Origin of the sequence: Clostridium pacaense (assembly GCF_020709765.2) — a bacterium.
Taxonomy (GTDB): Bacteria; Bacillota; Clostridia; order Lachnospirales; family Lachnospiraceae; genus Enterocloster; species Enterocloster hominis.
The window spans coordinates 316,897-333,977 of record NZ_JAJFEB020000002.1; the positions used below are offsets into that span (position 1 = coordinate 316,897).

The following is a 17,081-nucleotide window of genomic DNA, read 5'->3' on the forward strand; positions in this document are numbered from 1 at the left end:
TTTTTCTTTTGTCATTTACATGGAAAACCAGCGTATCTCACAGGGCTTCATTTCCATTCCGGCTGCATTTCCCCGGCCGTCATAGACCGTGGTTACCTGGGGTCTGCTGGAGTTATTCACCACCGCATACTTCCCGGTTTCCGGATAGGCATGGACCTCACAGTAGATATTATCCGCATACCATTTCTTCATATCCCCTTCCCTGCCAGCGGCATAATACATGCTGCGCAGCAGGATACGCGTATTTTCATAGCTGTATGGAAGGCCCGCAATGTATACGCCGCGGCCTTTTCCGTATCCATGGGCGCTGAGGTGGACCTCATAGTCTGAATATTCCACAATCTCGGTATCCCCGTCAAGGGCATAGACATTTTTCATGCTCTCCCCAAAATCAATATGTGGTACGCCGTCATCCCCATCCACCTTACTGTTTTCCATATCCTCTGTTATGAAGTGGCCCTGGGCCTGTTTTGTATAATACTTGTCCGTGGACAAGGTATACCCCAGTTCCTTATCCACCCCCAGCACATCGGCCAGCTGGAAGAACCGTCCATTGTGATGCACGGCGCAGGGTTCGCCTACGCCCACAAATCCCCCGCCGTTGTATACCCATCTGCGGATGGCGGTCACCAGTGTTCCATCCAGCCACTCGTCCCCGCCGGACCAGGCCGTGCCCGCGTCACCCGCATTGATGATGACATCCAAATCTTCCGGGATACCGCCCTGCCTGATATCCTCAAAGCTTATGAAGGACACATCCACGCCTGCGCCGCTGAGGGCCTCCAGTATGCCGAAATACGTATAGGTCTGCTTGTACCACAATGCATGCGCCACCATATAAGGCTGCCAGGAACGCAGCCGTCCCCAGCAGTTGAGCACAGCCACCTTAAGGCCGCAGTACGGCCTGCTGCCTGCAATGTTATCATACAGTTCCCGGAATTCATCGGTCACTTTTTCTATGTAATCCACAAACCCGGGGAACTTATAAGCCAGGCTTAAATATCCTCCGTATCCGATGCGGTCAACGGGCCTGCGCATCAGCGCGCGGCGGGCGCAGAGCCAGTTTTCCACCGCCTCCGGCACAGGGTCATTTCCCTGGTAAAAGGTGTCAGGGAAAAAGTAGGGCAGGAAACGGCCTTCCGTATACTTCACCCCCGGGATATCGGATATCAGGCGCAGGGTGGCTCCGCCGCCCACGCTTCCCACCACTGCGTCCAGGCCGATTTCAGGGAAATACCTGCCGTACGGCTCGGTGCCGATCCAGTTGTCGCCCAAAAACATCATTGCCTCACGCCCGGCCTCATGTACCAGTCCCACCAGTTCCCTGGCCTTTCCCGCCACAAAACGCTGGATGAAGTCCATATAGTCCCTGTACTGCCTGGTGGGCACGCGGAATGTGGAATTATAATACCCATTGTCAACAATGTCCTCCGGCCTGAGGGAGTAGCCGTATTCCTTCTCAAACTCCTCCAGCGCCTTCACGGATACGGTTGCCCCATAGCCAAACCAGTCCACGAACTTTTCCTTTGCGTCACTTCCGAATACCAGGGTGAAATGATAGAAAAATGTGGTAAACCGCACCACATCCGTGTCCGGGTTATCCTTCAGCCACTGTACCAGATATTCCCTGGCAAATGCGCCGGACGCATCCTGTCTCACATCAAAAGGTATCTCATGGGGCTTATCGCCCCAGTTATTGGTAATATGGTTATACATCTGGGTGGGATCCCAGATGGCGTATACGAGAAACGACACCGTATACTCATGGAACGGTTCTGCATGGGGAATCACCACTGTCAGTTTTCCGCCATCCCCGGGCTGTCCGCCGGACGCAGACGGGTTCCCCTCCACGGACAGATTCCCCCCCATGGACAGGTCCTCCTCCATGGACAGGTCCTCCTCCATGGACAGGTCCTCCTCCATGGACAGGTCCCATTCCTCAGGAGGCAGCGCCTGCCCGGCAGTCCTGTCCATGACTTCCCACCACTTCTTCGGGTCATGGTCCAAATCCGGCACCACCTGCTGGTTGAAATATCCGTCCATGAAGTCAATCCTCAACCGCGTCCCCGCAGCCGTATGCCGTTTAGACATAAGATAGAGCTGCTGGCATTCATCCATGTGTTCCCTGGCAAATTCATTATGGCCTCTTGCCACAAAATACGTCGTATAAATCTTTGCATCCAGTGATTTGATATCCCGGTCCAATTTTGTCCCGTCACTGTCGCGGATGGCATCCGCCCCCCACCGCTCCAGAAGTTCTTTTGTCTCATCCAGAAAATCAGATTCACTGGGCAGTGTCACCCTTCCCTTTGTCTTAGACATATGGCTTCTTCCTCCTGCATCTTCCTGCATATTCCTGTATATCCCTGCATATCCCTGCATTTTCCTGTATCCTCAGTATAAACAAATTGCCCTTTGCAGGCAAGACGGGCAGGCCAATTATATTTGTACATTCTATTGTTTTATTTGTATAATCGTATTTTATCCAGGAGAAATGTGTGATATACTCAGATTAAATCATGAATGAAAAGAGGAGTGTGCCATGGCCTATGAAAGCGTACATCTGGAGAACAGCATCACCATTGAAAATATCATCTCGGTCCATTACTTCCAGTATATGAGCGACTTTTCCTTTCCGGGGGAAAGCCATGACTTCTGGGAACTGGTGTGTGTGGACCGGGGCGAGATCATGGCGGTTGCCGGGGACCGGCAGCTGGCGCTTAAAAAGGGGAATATCCTGTTCCACAAGCCCAACGAGTTCCACAACGTGCTGACCAATGGGCGTATTTCCCCCAGCCTTGTGGTCATTGGCTTTGACTGCCATTCGCCCTGCATGAAAGCATTTGAAAACCAGCTGATGACCGTACAGGATACGGAGAAGGAACTGCTGGCAAAGGTCATTGTGGAAGCCCGCAACACCTTTGACGGACGGCTGGATGACCCGTATCAGGAAAAGCTGGTTTTCCTGGAAAAGCCGGCCTCCTTTGGAGCGCCCCAGCTCATCAGCCATTATCTGGAACAGCTGATGATCCACCTGTACCGGAGGTACTTCTCCTATCCCCTGCCGGTGCGCACAAACCATCTGCTTCCGGCCAAGCCCGGCACGGGCAATGACACCTACAACCGGATTGTCCAGTACATGGAAGAGCATATCAACGAGCAGCTTACCATTGATAAGATCTGCAAGGATAACCTGGTGGGACGTTCCCAGCTCCAGAAGCTGTTCCGGGATGCCCAGGGCTGCGGGGTGATTGAATTCTTCTCCACCATGAAGATTGACACCGCCAAGCAGATGATACGGGACCAGCAGCTGAACTTTACGCAGATTTCGGATAAGCTGGGGTATACCTCCATCCATTATTTTTCCAGGCAGTTTAAAAAGCTGACTGCCATGACACCGTCGGAGTATGCCACTTCTATCCGTCTGTTGTCGGAAAAGCCGTAGGTATGATACCTGCGGCTTCCTAAAATGGCATGATTTTTTCCAGCGGCTAATATGGATGCCGCCCACACATCATGCTTTATCTATAATATCATCTAATATCCTTCTCACATTGAGGAGATGTCCCAGGCCGACTGAAGGTTCCTTCCCCTCCAGCCATTCCCGTATGGATTCTACCGCAAAAATCCGGTAATATGAATCTGAATCCGTATCCATGCGCACCATCACCGGGGCTTCCCCATGACGCCTGAATTCAAAGTATCCGTCCCCCATGGTATAATAGCCTTTCCTGGTTACAATATTCCACCGGTTATCACGCTTACTCTTTTCATCCATTGGGTATGCATAGCCGGTTTCTATCTCCAGCGAGCTGCCGCCAGGCATTTTCAAAAGTGCTGCTGCATACGTTTCTATATCGTACTCTGAACCATATTGGAAAATGCTCCCCAACACCTGTGCCGATGTACTCTCGGTCAGCATTAATGCAAGGTCGATAAAATGCACTCCCAGGTTGGTCATACAGCCTGAACCGGTTTCTTTCCTATCAAGCATCCAGGGGGATGTTGCCAGATATCTGCCGGTCGGACCTGCTATGAACCTGAATGATATGTGCAGTATATCTTCCGGCTGTATTTCCGCCTTTAACTGCTTTGCTATATCACTGTACCGCCATGTAAGCGGAATGGCGCAGAACACATCCTTTTCCCTGGCCAGTCCCATTACCCGTCCTACATCCCCGGCACATAGGCCCAAGGGTTTTTCGATGGTAAACGGAATGCCCCTGGAAATTATCTCTCCAGCCAGTTCCGGCATATTGCAGTGTTTCTCAAAGGCAAAGACAAAGTCTGGTTTTTCCCTGTCCAGCAGTTCCCTGTAATCCCTATAGACCCTGCATCCCAGCTTTTCCCCATAACCGGCTGCCATGTCCTGGTTCTCATCCGAAACAGCCACTACCTGGAGCCCGTCCTGTTCCACAGCCCTCATGTATAAGGGCACATGCCAGTGGCTGACCCCAAGAAACGCTGTCCTTATGTCATGTATATCCTTCATTTTCTTCACCCTCCCAAATATTGATGGTAGAAATCCAGCCATCGTCCCACGGCAGTCTTACAATCCGGTCTTGGAATACATTCCATAACAACAGGACCATCATACCTGTATTCCCGGATCCAATCCAGGAATGGTTCAAACCGGAACATTCCCGCTCCCGGGAAACACCGGTTTTCATCCATCAGCTGTACAATCCGGGTCCATTTCCCATACTGTCTCAGGGTTTCCATCATGTCAGCCTCTTCCATACGCATATGATATAAATCCAGGGACATCCCCAGATTTGAAAAGGGAATCCGTTCCAATACCTTCACGGTTTCCTCCCATGTATTGAGCATGTTTCCGTCACGATGGCTGAGAGGTTCCACGGCAATCACTTCCCGGTATTTCTGCGCATATTCCGCAAGTTCAGACAGGCCTTCTTCAAAATATCCCATATACTGCCCTATATTCTGCCCATCTTCCCTTTTTCCTCTTATAAGCCCAATATGTATGATGATACCAATGCCCAGCTCTGCTGCCAGATCCACATATCCCTTCAGTCTGACCATTGTTTTCCGCCTGATTGCAATATCGGCAGAAGACATGGACAGGCCTTTCCTGCAGGACAGGCCTGTTGCTATGGATGTCACCATCATATGGGCATGGTCCAGGGCATCTTTCAGGATACCCTTGTAATCACCTGGATTTTCTATCTGGAGCTCTACTCCCTGAAAGCCATATCCTGATGCTTTTTGGATGTTTTCCATTATATTTCCTGTCAATGGGAATGGACTGTCCTTTTCTCCACGTTCCGCAATCACAACACTGCTTATCATTCATATCCTCCCGGAGGAAAGGGCGGAAATACACCGCCCATCCATCTGTCAATATTTTGCCTTAACAGTATTAACGGTTTCATATAATGCTACAGAAGCCTCATCCGCCGTTTTAAGGAATTCATCAACAACCGGCTGTACCGCAGCCTTAAATGAGTCTTTGTCAACCTCATTGATCTCCACTCCTGCGTCCGTCAGTACCGTAACCTCTGTTTCCATGGCTGCCGGCCAGATTTTTTCGTTCCATTCAATATCCATCTGTTTACCAGCTTCATCAATGGCCTGCTGCTGTTCCGGCGTCAGGCTGTCGTATACGGCCTTGCTCATCAGGATGGGGTCAGGAATGATAAACTGTTCTGTTTTGGAAAAATATTTTGCGACTTCATACAGCTTATTGGACGTAATGACCGGAATGGAATTCTCCAGACCATCAATGGTCTTCTGCTGTACAGCCGTGTATACCTCACTCCATGCCATAGGAACACCGGTTGCTCCCATGGCGTTAATGGTACCGGCCAGGACGGCATTCTCCATGCACCGGATATTCAGCCCTTTAAGGTCAGACGGATTGGTCACCGGTTTTTTTGCGTTAAGGATGCTTCTCTCACCAAAGTTCCACCATGAAATAATCTTAAACCCTGAATCCTCTGCGGACTTTTCAAGTATGGCTGCTACCTCCGGGTCGCTCAGGACCTTAACCGCCTGCTCGCCACTGTCAAACATATATGGGAGTGAGAACACAGACCATATATCATCATAGGAAGATAAATCCGTAGCTGCCAGCTCCGTAAATTCTATGGTGCCGTTCTGAAGCCCTGCCAGGGTCTCCACTTTATCTCCCAGCTGGGAACTTGGATAAAATTCCACCACCAGTTCACCGCCGGAATACTCTTTTATCAGTTCCCCCAATTTCAGCGCCCCATCGGCCTGTGTGCCAACCGGCGGGCAGGTTGCTGAATATTTTAATATTACCGCATCTTTAGCTGGTTTTGACGCTGCCTCGGATTCTCCCCCGGATGTTTCCGCTTTTGCATCCGTCTCTTCAGCCTTCGCTGTTGTCTGGGCAGCCGTGGCTTTTTCCGGTTTAGCGGAAGAGCCAAGACATCCCGTCAGTGATATTGCTGCCATACCTGCTGCCATTAATATTGCTGCTGTTTTTTTCATAAGTACCTTCTCCTTTTCATTTTTATTTTAAACATTTCCTCAAATGTTCGGCACTGTTTTTCATTCCTACATCAGCTATCGGAAGGTCCTGAGGATGCCATCTCCGCTCATATTCCAGGGAATACCATCCCTCATACCCCGATTTCCTCAGCTTTTCTACGATTGCCTTCCAATCCATGATTCCTTCACCCACAACCCTGGAGCTTACAATTCTTTCGTCCTCATTGACATGGGAAACGCTGGATGCTTTAAATTTCCTTGCATCCCCCTTAAAGATCAGGTCCTTCACATGGACATACCGTATGTAATCCTTCTGAAGCTCAATGGCCTCCTCATATTCCTCCCCACCCACGAAGGCAAGGTTAACCTGGTCATACAATATGCCTACATTCGGGTGGTTTATCCTGCCAACAATCTCTGCCGCGCGCCTGGCCGTCACAGTCATGGTATTGAAATGGTCCTCCAATACAAGTGTGATATTCTTTGCGGCAGCCACATCCCCCAAAATCCTCATGGCCTCCACCAAACGGCGTTCCTTCTCTCCGTCCCCATCCTGTTCTTCCTGCGCAAAGCTGCCTCCATATATCCTGACATACTCAGCCCCCAAAAAAACGGCATAATCAATGACCTTCTTCACACCCTCAATATCGGATTCGCGTACAGCATCATCCAGGTCATTAAACCTGCAATAATACGGTGTAAGGCATATGATCCTTATATTACTGTGTTTTGCCGCATCTTTAATTTTCTGTAAATACACTTCATCAACGTGATTGGGGATTCCGCATCTGTAATCATCCTGAACCACTATCTCGATTCCATCCAGACCGATTCCGGCAAACAGCTCCATAGCCTCCTCCACCGTGTATTCCGGAGTCCCCATTGTATGTCCTGCAATCAATTCCATATGCTTCCCCCCTATGACAGATCCGGCAGACCCGCGCTCTTTAATATGCGGTCCATCAGTTCATGTGTCCTGTATGCATCTTCTCCATTGGTAAGGGGTGATTGTCCAGTCTTCAGGCATTCAAAGAAATGATCAATCTCCCCTCTGAACCCTAGTTTATCCTCTACCCTTGCCCAGCCCATGGCCAAGGGTGTCATGGTTGTCTTATGGGCCTGTTCCCCGTCCACTACAGTAATATCATCTGGCGAGTTCACATAGACACTCTTATTACCACCATGTATCTCCATTGTTTCAACCCATTGCCCGGATGCCCGGTCGGCTACCAGTATTCCCACTGAACCATTTTCAAACTTGAGCTGCGCCGTGGCAAGCGTTTCATAATAAGGGTCTGTATATTTGGCAAGGGCCTGAACATCCGTACACTCCCCGCAGAGATACCGCATCAGGTCCACCATGTGGATGGCATTTTCCAGCGTGGCCCTATACTCGGAGGCAGGCCTGTTCTTCTGGGCTATTACCACATCCGGCGCGGTGTCCCCATATGCTTCCTTGGCTTTTCTGTATACCGGGGCAAACCGCCGGTTAAATCCAGCCATCAGCATATTGCCTGTCCTGCGTGCGGTATCAGCCATCCATTCCGCCTCTTTTAAAGTCATGGCAAGCGGCTTTTCACACAGCACGGAAATACCGTTTTCCAATAACTTAACAACCTGCTCAGGATGGTTTGCTTTAGGCGAAAGCACAAATGCACAGTCCGGCCTCAATTCCATTAACGCTTCCATGGTTTCCACTGCATGGACTGCCCCATACTGGCGTTTCGCATCCAGGGCATGTTCGGGATGCTTAGCCAATACTACAGTAATCTCCACATCATCCCTGGATGCCAGCACCGGAAGATGGGCAATCTGCGCGATTGCGCCCACCCCTATCACTGCAACCTTAATCTTTTCTTCCATTTGATTTCTCCTTCTCAATTATTTATATATAGCCGAACATTCCCGGAAGCGCCGTCACAAAAAACGGGAAATATGTAATGAGGAATAGCACGATTACTTCTGCCAGGACATAGGGTAATATTGCCTTCCCGCCTTTCTCTACTGGACACTTTGCAATATTGCAGGCCAGGAACAGACACACGCCTAACGGCGGGGTCCCGCAGCCTATTATCAGGTTCAATACCATCACAACGCCGAAATGCACATCGTTGATACCGAACTGTGCTGCGATAGGGGCGAGAATCGGAGCAAGCACGATTACGCTGGCGCCTCCGTCCATGAACATCCCAAGAATCAGGATCAGCACGTTGACCATCAGCATGAATACATACGGAGAGGATGTAACTGAAGCCATGAATGCCCCCATCATGGCGGGAATCTGCAACGCAGTCAGGACATAGCTCACGATTTTTGCCGCAGATATAATCATCAGGGTAGTAGAAGTCTGAAGGATGGTTTTGTAAAGCATAGGCACAATATCCTTCACCGTAACTGTTTTCAGCACAAACATGCTCACAAGCATGGAGTACACCACCGCCACAGCACCGGCTTCCGTGGGTGTACATACCCCGCCCAGGATACCGCCCACAATTATGATCGGCATTCCTAACGGCCAAATGGCATCTGCAAATGTCTGCCTCTTTTCTTCCCATGTCATCTTCTCAGTGCGTCTCGGAAAATGCATGGTCCTGTCCTGGAGCGCCACCACCGTCATAAGCCCAAGTCCCACCATAAGTCCAGGTATGAATCCGCCCAGGAACATGGCTCCAACGGAAGTTCCCACGCATACGCCATAGATGACCATCATGATACTCGGCGGAATGATAGGGCCGACTGTTGATGAACTGGCTGTGACCGCCACGGCTGTCTCTTTTGAATAGCCCTCTTTAATCATGGCAGGTATCAGCATTCCGCCTATTGCAGATGTATCCGCCTGGGCAGAGCCTGTTACCCCTCCAAAAAACATACTCGCCACGATATTGGCCTGGGCCAGGCTGGCGGGCATCCTTCCAATCAGCATCAGCGCGAATTTAATCAGCTTTTCCGTAATTTTTCCCCTGTTCATGATTTCCCCGGCAAATATGAAAAACGGGATTGCAAGAAGGGGAAAGGAAGCAATCCCACTGTATATGGACTGGGGAATGGTAATCCAGGATATCCCCCCGAGGGCAGAACGGCTTTGGAGGAATATGAGTCCCATGGTCCCGGTTGCCCCAAGGGCCGCAAATATAGGAACCCCCAATAAAATAAGCGCAAATATCATAACTATTAAAGTAACACCAATCATGTAACCTTTACCTCCCAACCATATGACCGTACTATTCCTCTGCAGGTTCTTCTAAAATGCGTTCCTTCATGACTTTCAAAAACTCATAAATCATCAATACGGCTCCCAGGGTTATGGCCAGATAGCAGATACTCCATGGAATTTTGAGAACTGCCGTTTTGGCCGCCCCAAGCCCCTTTACATGTACGATGGAACTGAAGAGGATGACTGCCAGGAATGTAAGGGTTATCAGATTCGTCATGATCCTTACCGTAATCCTCAGAGGTTTTGGCGCCCTGTTTACAAATCCCTGGATATCCGTATGGCACTTCTCCCTGAACGCCAGGGCCGAACCCAGCATGACCACCAATACCAAAAGTATTGTAACCAGTTCATTGGCCCACAAAATCCCTCTCTGAAGGACATATCGGAAAAACACCTGGACAGGTACAATGACGGCTATGATGCCAAGGCAGGACACACTTACATACTTTTCAAATCCCCCTATCACCTTGTCTATTGCTGAGAAAACTCCTCTTTTGTTTTCATTCATTGTTCTTCTCCTCACAAGCTCATAAATACGTTTACATTTTACATCCAAAACCAAATATCCAAGCTGTTATTTTTGATGGATTTCCACATATTTATTGTTATTTTCTCATTATTATGCTTTATACACCCCCTTCCGATTCATTTTTCCACAAGAGTATTGATATTTTTATGAATACGTTTACATTTCATATTTTTACTATATCATACCGCTATTACAAAATCAATAGTAAGTATTATGTCACTTTTATCTATATTTTGTTATTTGTTTTTGTGTATTATTGACAATTTTCATTTCTTTTTCAAAATACATACCTTAATTTAATGCCATGTATTTATTATGCCCCCACTCTTTTTCTTTACATATTGACATTTTCCTTTGGGTCTGCTATGCTCTCCTTAAAGGGTTTATGGATATTGATAACGTTTACATTTCAATTCGTTCATTACTGACCATACTCCAATATACTAAGGGGGGATACATTTTGGTTACTGTAAAAGATGTTGCTAAGGCTGCAGGAGTCTCCATTGCCACCGTATCAAGAGTGGTAAGGGACGAGGCTAATGTAAAAAAAGACACGAAGGATTTGGTTTTAAAGGTAATCAGGGAGTTAAACTATCAGCCAAACGCCCTTGCACGTCAGATGCGCCAGCAGTCCACAAAGACTGTAATCGTTATCGTGCCTGACATCGGCAACTCCTTTTTCCACGAAATCCTCTTTGGGATTCAGGACACTGCCACGAAGTACGGTTACCAGATACTGATTGCCAACATGAATAACAGGCCCGACGTGGAAACCTATTACTTTAATGCCCTTTTACAGAAGCAGGTGGATGGCGTCATTTCACTGTCAGCCAATATTGCGAAAAGCCTGATGGACAAAGTTGCCAATGCATACCCCATTGTCGTCGCGTGCCAATACCTGGACAATTCCGACATGCCCAATGTCACCATTGACAATATCAGCGCGGCTAAGAAGATTGTTGAATACCTGATTGAACAGGGCCATACCCATATCGCCCATTTGACAAGCCACCCCACAGCCCTGCTGTACAGGGACCGGTTTAATGGTTATATATCCGCTCTGGCAGAACATGGCCTGCCCATTGATCTGGAGCTGGTCTGTTACGATGAGCCCAGTATAGAAGGCGGATACAGGCAGATGAATAATCTCCTGGAATTAGGGAAACCAATCTCAGCTGTATTTGCCGCGGGCGATACCATGGCCATTGGAGCCCTGAAAGCCTTAAAGAATGCAGGATTAAAGGTACCGGACGATTTTTCAGTGGTCGGATTTGACGATATAGAATTCTCCTCAATTTTTGAACCCGCTCTTACCACGATCCGCCAGCCTAAATTCCTTATAGGACAGACAGCCTTTGAAAAGTTATTTAAGCTCATGAATGGGGCTCCCTTAGATTCCCTTAAGGATATTTTGGACTATGAGCTGGTAATCCGTGAAAGCAGCGGCGTAAACCGCCACAAATAATCTTACTTATGCATATGGTGCCGATGTACTGCCATACAGGCACATCCGGTATCATCCAGGAGGTATTTTCCATGAAATGTAAAGGTATTGTTGCCGTATCAAAGGGCGAAGTCCGCATGCTGGATGTAGATATAACAGACCCGAAAAGTGATGAGGTACAGGTCCGCATGGCTGCTACCATGATCAGTCCGGGGACAGAGCGCGCCCATATTCTTGCGCTTCCTAACTCAAACCAGGAATTTCCTTATGTGCCCGGCTATTGCTGTGCCGGTATCATTGAAAAGACCGGAAGTAATGTCACCGGATTCTCAGTTGGTGACCAGGTTGCATGTTTTGCCGTGGATGTCGGACACAGGGAAATCGGAAATGTAACGGCCAGCAGGGTTGCCCGGATTCCCGATGGCGTCCCCTTTGAATATGCTGCGTTCTCAGGCCTTGGCCAGACTTCCATGCAGGGTGTGAGAAAAGCCCGGATTGAATTGGGTGAGAGCGTACTGGTCATCGGACTGGGGATTGTGGGACAGCTTGCCCTCCAATTTGCCAAAGCCTCCGGCGCCCTTCCGGCCATTGGCGTTGACCGGATTGAGAAAAGGCTGGACATCGCCAAAGCCTGCGGCGCAGATTATGCATTTAATAATTCCGGCACCTCCCTGAACGGACTTTTAGCCCCTGTACTCGGTTCAAAAGGACCTGATGTGGTACTGGAAAGTACAGGATTTCCGGAAGTCATGAGCGAGGCATGTGCATCCGCCGCTGATTATGCCCGTGTTTCCATCATCGGCTGTCCCCGTGGAATAACTGATTTTAATTTTTATACCCATATCCAGAAAAAGTCCATTACCTTGATTGGCGCCCATGCTGTTTTCTCTGTACCTGAAAAGCAGTCCTATCCCCACTTCTGGACCTATGAGGATGATACCACCTGTTTCCTGAACCTGATTAAACGGGGAACCGTAACGGTTGAACCCCTGATTACGGACATGGTTCCCTGGACGGATGCCGAGAAGATGTATGAACGCCTTCTCAGCTGGGATAAGGATTCACTGGGCATCATACTAAGGTGGCCAGCTTACCTGTAAGGGGGATGACCATGAGATTCGGGTGTTTCGGCTTCATACGCCATATACCACTAATTGAACAGGCTGGTTTTGATACCGCAGAACTGGATATATGTGAAATAAATGCCTTGCCTGATGACGCATTCAAGCGCCTTCTGGAGAAGGCCGACGCATCCACGTTAAGCTTTGAAGTATTTTCCGGCCTGATACCTCTGACAGAACGTTTCCATTCAGAAGATTTTTCCAGGTCATACTGGCTTGAACATGTGGAAAAGGCGGCCAGCCGTATCTCTCTTTTAGGGGCCCGGCTGGTACCGTTTGGCGCGGGCAGGTGCAGAAGTATCCCGGAGCATTGTAATGACAGGGAAGGTGCCTGCGGGACGGTAATCAGCCTGGTGCGGGAGATATGTCTGATTCTGGATAAATATGATATCGTCCTTGCCGTGGAACCCTTGGGGCCTGCCAATTCCAACTACATGAACACGATAGAAGAAGCCGTGACATTTGCCCAAAAGACGGGTGTGGAAAATTGCCACGTTATGTGCGACCTGCGCCATATGCTGGCTTCCGGTGATGATTTGGAAGCCATCGGAAGATATGCCTCCTCCATACGGCATGCCCATATTGACTATCCCTTGGGAAAACGGAGGAAGTTTCCCCTGAATGGCGATGGTTTTAACTATAAGTCATATTTTAGGGCGCTGCAGAAAGCGGGCTATCAGGGCATCATGGCCGTCGAAGCAACCGATTATGATGATTATTTGACAGAGGCAGCAAAAAGCCTTAGATTTTTAAAAGACTGCGGTTCCTGATGCGGAACCGTCACAGTCCACACATTAAGAAAGGGAATTAATCATGAATAAATTATTTGGTACTGTTGTTCCCATCATCACACCGTTTGATAATCAGGACCATGTGGACCTGGAATCCCTGGAAAACCTTACAGAACATGTAATACAGGGCGGACTTCAATGTATCTACCCTTGCGGTACCACAGGCGAAATGCTTCTTCTTTCCATAGATGAACGTAAGGCCATCCTGGAAACAGTCATCCGCAAAACAGCAGGGCGTATTCCTGTATTCGCCCATGCCGGGGCCATGACGTTGAAGGATACTTTGGATCTGGCCGGACACGCCGTCAAGGCGGGCGCAGACGGCATCGGTGTAGTGACCCCCTCCTACTTTAAGCTGTCAGACCAGGGATTGGTGGATTTCTACACTACAGTCGCCCACAGCGTCCCTGATGATTTTCCAGTATATCTGTACGGGATACCTCAGAATTCCGTGAATGACATCAATGAAAATGTGGCGCAGGAAATTGCATCCCGCTGTAAGAATGTAATCGGCATTAAATATAGTTTTCCTGATATGACCTTAATCCAAAAGTTCATGCTGGTTAACAAAGGGACGTTCTCCGTCCTGGTAGGTCCCGACCACCTCTTCCATGCCGTATGTGCCGTAGGGGGTGACGGAACCGTTTCCGGCAATTCCATGGTAATCCCCGAGCATTACGCCGCCCTTTGGAAAGCAATACAGGCCAATGACAAAGACCTTTGCATCCGTCTCCAACGAAGGACCAATATACTGAACGGCATCCTGTGCGCAAAAAACAATATATCTGCTTATAAAGTTGTACTGCGCGAGGAGGGAATCATACGGACTTCTAAGATGCGTGCCCCGATGGAGGCATTGTCTGCCAGCGATGAAGCAATACTGATGGCTGCTTTGAAAGAAAACCATTATAGGGAAATTGTAGGGATCTAAGGGATGCGGATGATAAGGTGCATCTGATTATGGGTGGAATCCGGGCGGGGAGGCTATATCCTGCTGCGGTATGGGAAAGAAATAGGGCAGGGACCGCGTACCTGCGGCGGTACGCTTCCCTGCCTAAAGATTCCGATGTCATTTCATGTCTTCTTAACAAAATCCGTCCCGCACTTAGGACAATGTATGCTCACCTTCCCATGCCCTCTTGGAATACGGATTTTCTGACTGCACTTAGGGCACTTGAATATACGGTACCTGCGTCCCTCACTGAACCGGAACTTCAGTTTGCGCCAATATTCCGTAATATAAAAACGCATCCCCATATACGCCTGGTTTTCCTGATAACGTTTTCCGATGTTCTTTGAAAACATACGGAAGTACATCCCAATAAGAAGAGCCAATTCCAAAACATCAAGTATCATGGACGGCAGAGCTGCCCTAATCAATAGATTGATGACTATCAGCACCAGCGCCGCTGTCACCATGAACTGCCCCAACTGATCCATTCCATACCTGCCAATCATAAAGCGCTGAAATCTTTCCCTAAAACGGTTCATCCTCATCCATTTCCTTTCACGTCTTCCTGTTCCATGCCTTCTTGTGTATACCATGGACAGCACTACATGACTGTAACTATAACCCAAATCAGTACATAAATCAATGTGAGGACGTGATTCTTAATGGTAATTTTAGAAAACAGGCGCCGGCTTTTAAGACAGCTGTCCCCTACATCCGTTTGACCGCATCCATGGCCAGCAGGGAACGCTCGCATTCATCTGCGGTCAGGGTAATCTGCCAGCACAGCGTGCTGCCCTTCATATGTTCAGCCGCATAACTAAGCCCGTTGGTGCGCTCATCCAGGAAATTCCGGTCAATCTGGTTGGGGTCGCCTAACAGGATGATCTTAGTGCCTTTGCCTGCGCGGGTAATGATGCCTTTGACCTGGGCAGGGGTCATGTTCTGGGCCTCATCGATGATCAGATAGGTCCGGACAATGGAACGCCCCCTTATGAAGTTAAGGGCCTCTGCCTGGATTAATCCCCTGTCAAAGATTTCATCCACCTTGCCCTTTAACTCGGTTTCATTCTCATACCTTTTTTCCTCGCAGGAATCAATCAGCTGCTCCAAATTGTCAATGACGGGCCGCATCAGCGGTGATATCTTCTCCTGCTCATCCCCCGGCAGGAAACCGATATCCGTATCGAACTGGGCATTGGGACGGCTGATGATGATTCTCCGGTATTCGCCCGTTGGGTTGTTAAGAAGTTTTTCAAGGCCCACCGCCAAGGTATAAAATGTCTTGGCCGTGCCAGCCATCCCCTTTACAATGACAAGCGGCGCCTGTTCCGCAGGCTGCATCAGGGCTTCCTGGAGGAAATACTGGCCGGAATTCCTGGGAGCAACGCCATAAGGCTTGCTTTTCTTATAATCCAGGGCCACAATCCGCTCCCCCTGCACACGCCCCAGAACCGTTTTCCTGGAGGACTGGTCTGCCTTTATCATGATGAACTGGTTTTCCCATAGACTGGGCGTGCTGCAATGGCCGTCCTGGTCCGCCATATAAACGGCGCTGACCGGGATTCCTTTTTTCTTGAAATCCTTAAAACTTTCCTCGGGCGCATACACCTCTGCCCGCCCTGTGTATTGCCCGTCCCTGTCCGATACCTGTTCCGTAATAAAATCTTCTGCCCGTATCCCGATTATCTGTGCCTTAATCCGAAGCAGGATATCCTTGGTCACAAGAATCACCTGCCGGGCCTGATGTATGTCATCAGCCAGATTATCCGCCCCCAGCTGCCCCGCAAGCCCCCTGCACACCTTCAGTATCCGGTTATCCATCTTGTCATCCGGCAGATCCGGCGGGAGCGTCACATCCACAAAGTTCTTCTCCACCCGCAGGCTCCCGCCGCTTTCCAGTCCCACCCCGGCCAGCAGATCCCCGTTCCGGCGAAGTTCCTCCAGGATCCTTATGGCCTTGCGCGCATTGGCGCCTCTTTCCCCATCGGCTTTTTTCAGGTTATCCAGTTCCTCCAGCACTGCCACAGGCAGTACAATCTGGTTATCTTCAAAGCAGTTGACCGCATAGGGGGCCTGTATCAGCACATTGGTGTCTATTACATAGGTTTTAATCATTGACAGGACTCCTTCCCGTTATTTATAAGGCACATGGGCCTGCATCCGCAGGATATGACGTCTTATGGACCAATTGTAACGGATATCAGGAATCCATGTAACCACTGCCCTGTAAAAGGACTGTAAAATATCTGCGCATCACGGCGCAGCATTTGAACTTCCCGCGGCGCAGCATTTAAAATTCCCCTCTTGACATCCATCCTTACTTCCCCTATAATCGGAATTGCCGCGGTACTGTGTGCATGCGGCGATTCCAACAGCAGAAAGGTGGCTAACTGAAATATGATTATTAAATGATTGAACAGCAGCAAATGACAGCATGGATATGATCCTGTGCTTCCATGGCAAGACAGGCCGTGGTAAGACAGGCATTTATTCTTATGCATTTTCATCATTTCGTTCAGTCATTGGGAATCATTGTTTCAGAGGGCCATATTTTAT

Annotated in this window: 15 protein-coding genes; 5 read left to right on the forward strand and 10 right to left on the reverse strand. The window is 49.1% G+C overall.

Features of this window, described 5'->3' with window-relative positions; all coding sequences use genetic code 11:
• Window positions 1–15: 15 nt before the first annotated feature.
• Window positions 16–2,322: a 1,3-beta-galactosyl-N-acetylhexosamine phosphorylase gene (gene gnpA / locus LK536_RS35020; protein ID WP_227794642.1), complete on the reverse strand. Its 2,307-nt coding sequence runs from the start codon at window positions 2,320–2,322 to the stop codon at window positions 16–18.
• A gap of 220 nt (window positions 2,323–2,542) precedes the next feature.
• On the opposite strand from gnpA, the gene LK536_RS35025 reads away from it, so the two are divergent.
• Window positions 2,543–3,445, forward strand: a complete 903-nt coding sequence (locus LK536_RS35025; RefSeq protein WP_008723590.1) for an AraC family transcriptional regulator — start codon at window positions 2,543–2,545, stop codon at window positions 3,443–3,445.
• Between the two features lie 69 nt (window positions 3,446–3,514).
• Here LK536_RS35025 and LK536_RS35030 read toward each other — a convergent pair whose 3' ends face one another.
• The 7 genes from LK536_RS35030 to LK536_RS35060 are packed head-to-tail and all read right to left on the reverse strand — an operon-like array spanning window position 3,515 to window position 10,196.
• Window positions 3,515–4,492 carry a Gfo/Idh/MocA family protein gene (locus LK536_RS35030; RefSeq protein ID WP_025484463.1) on the reverse strand — a complete coding sequence of 326 codons (978 nt, stop codon included), beginning with the start codon at window positions 4,490–4,492 and terminating at the stop codon, window positions 3,515–3,517.
• A 5-nt stretch (window positions 4,493–4,497) separates the two neighbouring features.
• Window positions 4,498–5,310: a sugar phosphate isomerase/epimerase family protein gene (locus LK536_RS35035; protein ID WP_227794643.1), complete on the reverse strand. Its 813-nt coding sequence runs from the start codon at window positions 5,308–5,310 to the stop codon at window positions 4,498–4,500.
• Window positions 5,311–5,358: 48 nt separating this feature from the next.
• Window positions 5,359–6,474 (reverse strand): TRAP transporter substrate-binding protein, encoded by a 1,116-nt coding sequence (locus tag LK536_RS35040; RefSeq protein ID WP_008723584.1) that lies wholly within the window; start codon window positions 6,472–6,474, stop codon window positions 5,359–5,361.
• A 22-nt stretch (window positions 6,475–6,496) separates the two neighbouring features.
• Complete coding sequence (locus LK536_RS35045; protein WP_227794644.1) at window positions 6,497–7,381, reverse strand: sugar phosphate isomerase/epimerase family protein; 885 nt, start codon at window positions 7,379–7,381, stop codon at window positions 6,497–6,499.
• Between the two features lie 11 nt (window positions 7,382–7,392).
• Window positions 7,393–8,337, reverse strand: coding sequence for a Gfo/Idh/MocA family protein (locus tag LK536_RS35050; protein WP_227794645.1), 945 nt, complete (start codon window positions 8,335–8,337; stop codon window positions 7,393–7,395).
• Between the two features lie 22 nt (window positions 8,338–8,359).
• Window positions 8,360–9,664 (reverse strand): TRAP transporter large permease, encoded by a 1,305-nt coding sequence (locus LK536_RS35055; RefSeq protein WP_008723579.1) that lies wholly within the window; start codon window positions 9,662–9,664, stop codon window positions 8,360–8,362.
• 31 nt (window positions 9,665–9,695) lie between these two features.
• Window positions 9,696–10,196 carry a TRAP transporter small permease gene (locus LK536_RS35060; RefSeq protein ID WP_227794646.1) on the reverse strand — a complete coding sequence of 167 codons (501 nt, stop codon included), beginning with the start codon at window positions 10,194–10,196 and terminating at the stop codon, window positions 9,696–9,698.
• Between the two features lie 481 nt (window positions 10,197–10,677).
• Between LK536_RS35060 and LK536_RS35065 the strand changes: the two genes are divergently transcribed.
• The 4 genes from LK536_RS35065 (at window position 10,678) to LK536_RS35080 (ending at window position 14,504) form a co-directional block, all read left to right on the forward strand.
• Window positions 10,678–11,682, forward strand: a complete 1,005-nt coding sequence (locus tag LK536_RS35065) for a LacI family DNA-binding transcriptional regulator (RefSeq protein ID WP_008723574.1) — start codon at window positions 10,678–10,680, stop codon at window positions 11,680–11,682.
• Window positions 11,683–11,753: 71 nt separating this feature from the next.
• Window positions 11,754–12,761: a zinc-dependent alcohol dehydrogenase gene (locus LK536_RS35070; protein ID WP_227794647.1), complete on the forward strand. Its 1,008-nt coding sequence runs from the start codon at window positions 11,754–11,756 to the stop codon at window positions 12,759–12,761.
• Between the two features lie 11 nt (window positions 12,762–12,772).
• Window positions 12,773–13,552: a sugar phosphate isomerase/epimerase family protein gene (locus LK536_RS35075; RefSeq protein WP_227794648.1), complete on the forward strand. Its 780-nt coding sequence runs from the start codon at window positions 12,773–12,775 to the stop codon at window positions 13,550–13,552.
• Between the two features lie 43 nt (window positions 13,553–13,595).
• Window positions 13,596–14,504, forward strand: coding sequence for a dihydrodipicolinate synthase family protein (locus LK536_RS35080; protein WP_227794649.1), 909 nt, complete (start codon window positions 13,596–13,598; stop codon window positions 14,502–14,504).
• A 143-nt stretch (window positions 14,505–14,647) separates the two neighbouring features.
• Here LK536_RS35080 and LK536_RS35085 read toward each other — a convergent pair whose 3' ends face one another.
• Window positions 14,648–15,013: a hypothetical protein gene (locus tag LK536_RS35085; RefSeq protein ID WP_331472052.1), complete on the reverse strand. Its 366-nt coding sequence runs from the start codon at window positions 15,011–15,013 to the stop codon at window positions 14,648–14,650.
• 220 nt (window positions 15,014–15,233) lie between these two features.
• Window positions 15,234–16,640: a PhoH family protein gene (locus tag LK536_RS35090; protein WP_227794651.1), complete on the reverse strand. Its 1,407-nt coding sequence runs from the start codon at window positions 16,638–16,640 to the stop codon at window positions 15,234–15,236.
• Window positions 16,641–17,081 lie beyond the last annotated feature (441 nt).

Coding starts and splice junctions, on each gene's coding strand:
- gnpA (WP_227794642.1), bottom strand. CDS start 2,322: ATGTCTAAGACAAAGGGAAGGGTGACACTGCCCAGTGAATCTGATTTT.
- LK536_RS35025 (WP_008723590.1), top strand. CDS start 2,543: ATGGCCTATGAAAGCGTACATCTGGAGAACAGCATCACCATTGAAAAT.
- LK536_RS35030 (WP_025484463.1), bottom strand. CDS start 4,492: ATGAAGGATATACATGACATAAGGACAGCGTTTCTTGGGGTCAGCCAC.
- LK536_RS35035 (WP_227794643.1), bottom strand. CDS start 5,310: ATGATAAGCAGTGTTGTGATTGCGGAACGTGGAGAAAAGGACAGTCCA.
- LK536_RS35040 (WP_008723584.1), bottom strand. CDS start 6,474: ATGAAAAAAACAGCAGCAATATTAATGGCAGCAGGTATGGCAGCAATA.
- LK536_RS35045 (WP_227794644.1), bottom strand. CDS start 7,381: ATGGAATTGATTGCAGGACATACAATGGGGACTCCGGAATACACGGTG.
- LK536_RS35050 (WP_227794645.1), bottom strand. CDS start 8,337: ATGGAAGAAAAGATTAAGGTTGCAGTGATAGGGGTGGGCGCAATCGCG.
- LK536_RS35055 (WP_008723579.1), bottom strand. CDS start 9,664: ATGATTGGTGTTACTTTAATAGTTATGATATTTGCGCTTATTTTATTG.
- LK536_RS35060 (WP_227794646.1), bottom strand. CDS start 10,196: ATGAATGAAAACAAAAGAGGAGTTTTCTCAGCAATAGACAAGGTGATA.
- LK536_RS35070 (WP_227794647.1), top strand. CDS start 11,754: ATGAAATGTAAAGGTATTGTTGCCGTATCAAAGGGCGAAGTCCGCATG.
- LK536_RS35075 (WP_227794648.1), top strand. CDS start 12,773: ATGAGATTCGGGTGTTTCGGCTTCATACGCCATATACCACTAATTGAA.
- LK536_RS35080 (WP_227794649.1), top strand. CDS start 13,596: ATGAATAAATTATTTGGTACTGTTGTTCCCATCATCACACCGTTTGAT.
- LK536_RS35085 (WP_331472052.1), bottom strand. CDS start 15,013: ATGGATCAGTTGGGGCAGTTCATGGTGACAGCGGCGCTGGTGCTGATA.
- LK536_RS35090 (WP_227794651.1), bottom strand. CDS start 16,640: ATGATTAAAACCTATGTAATAGACACCAATGTGCTGATACAGGCCCCC.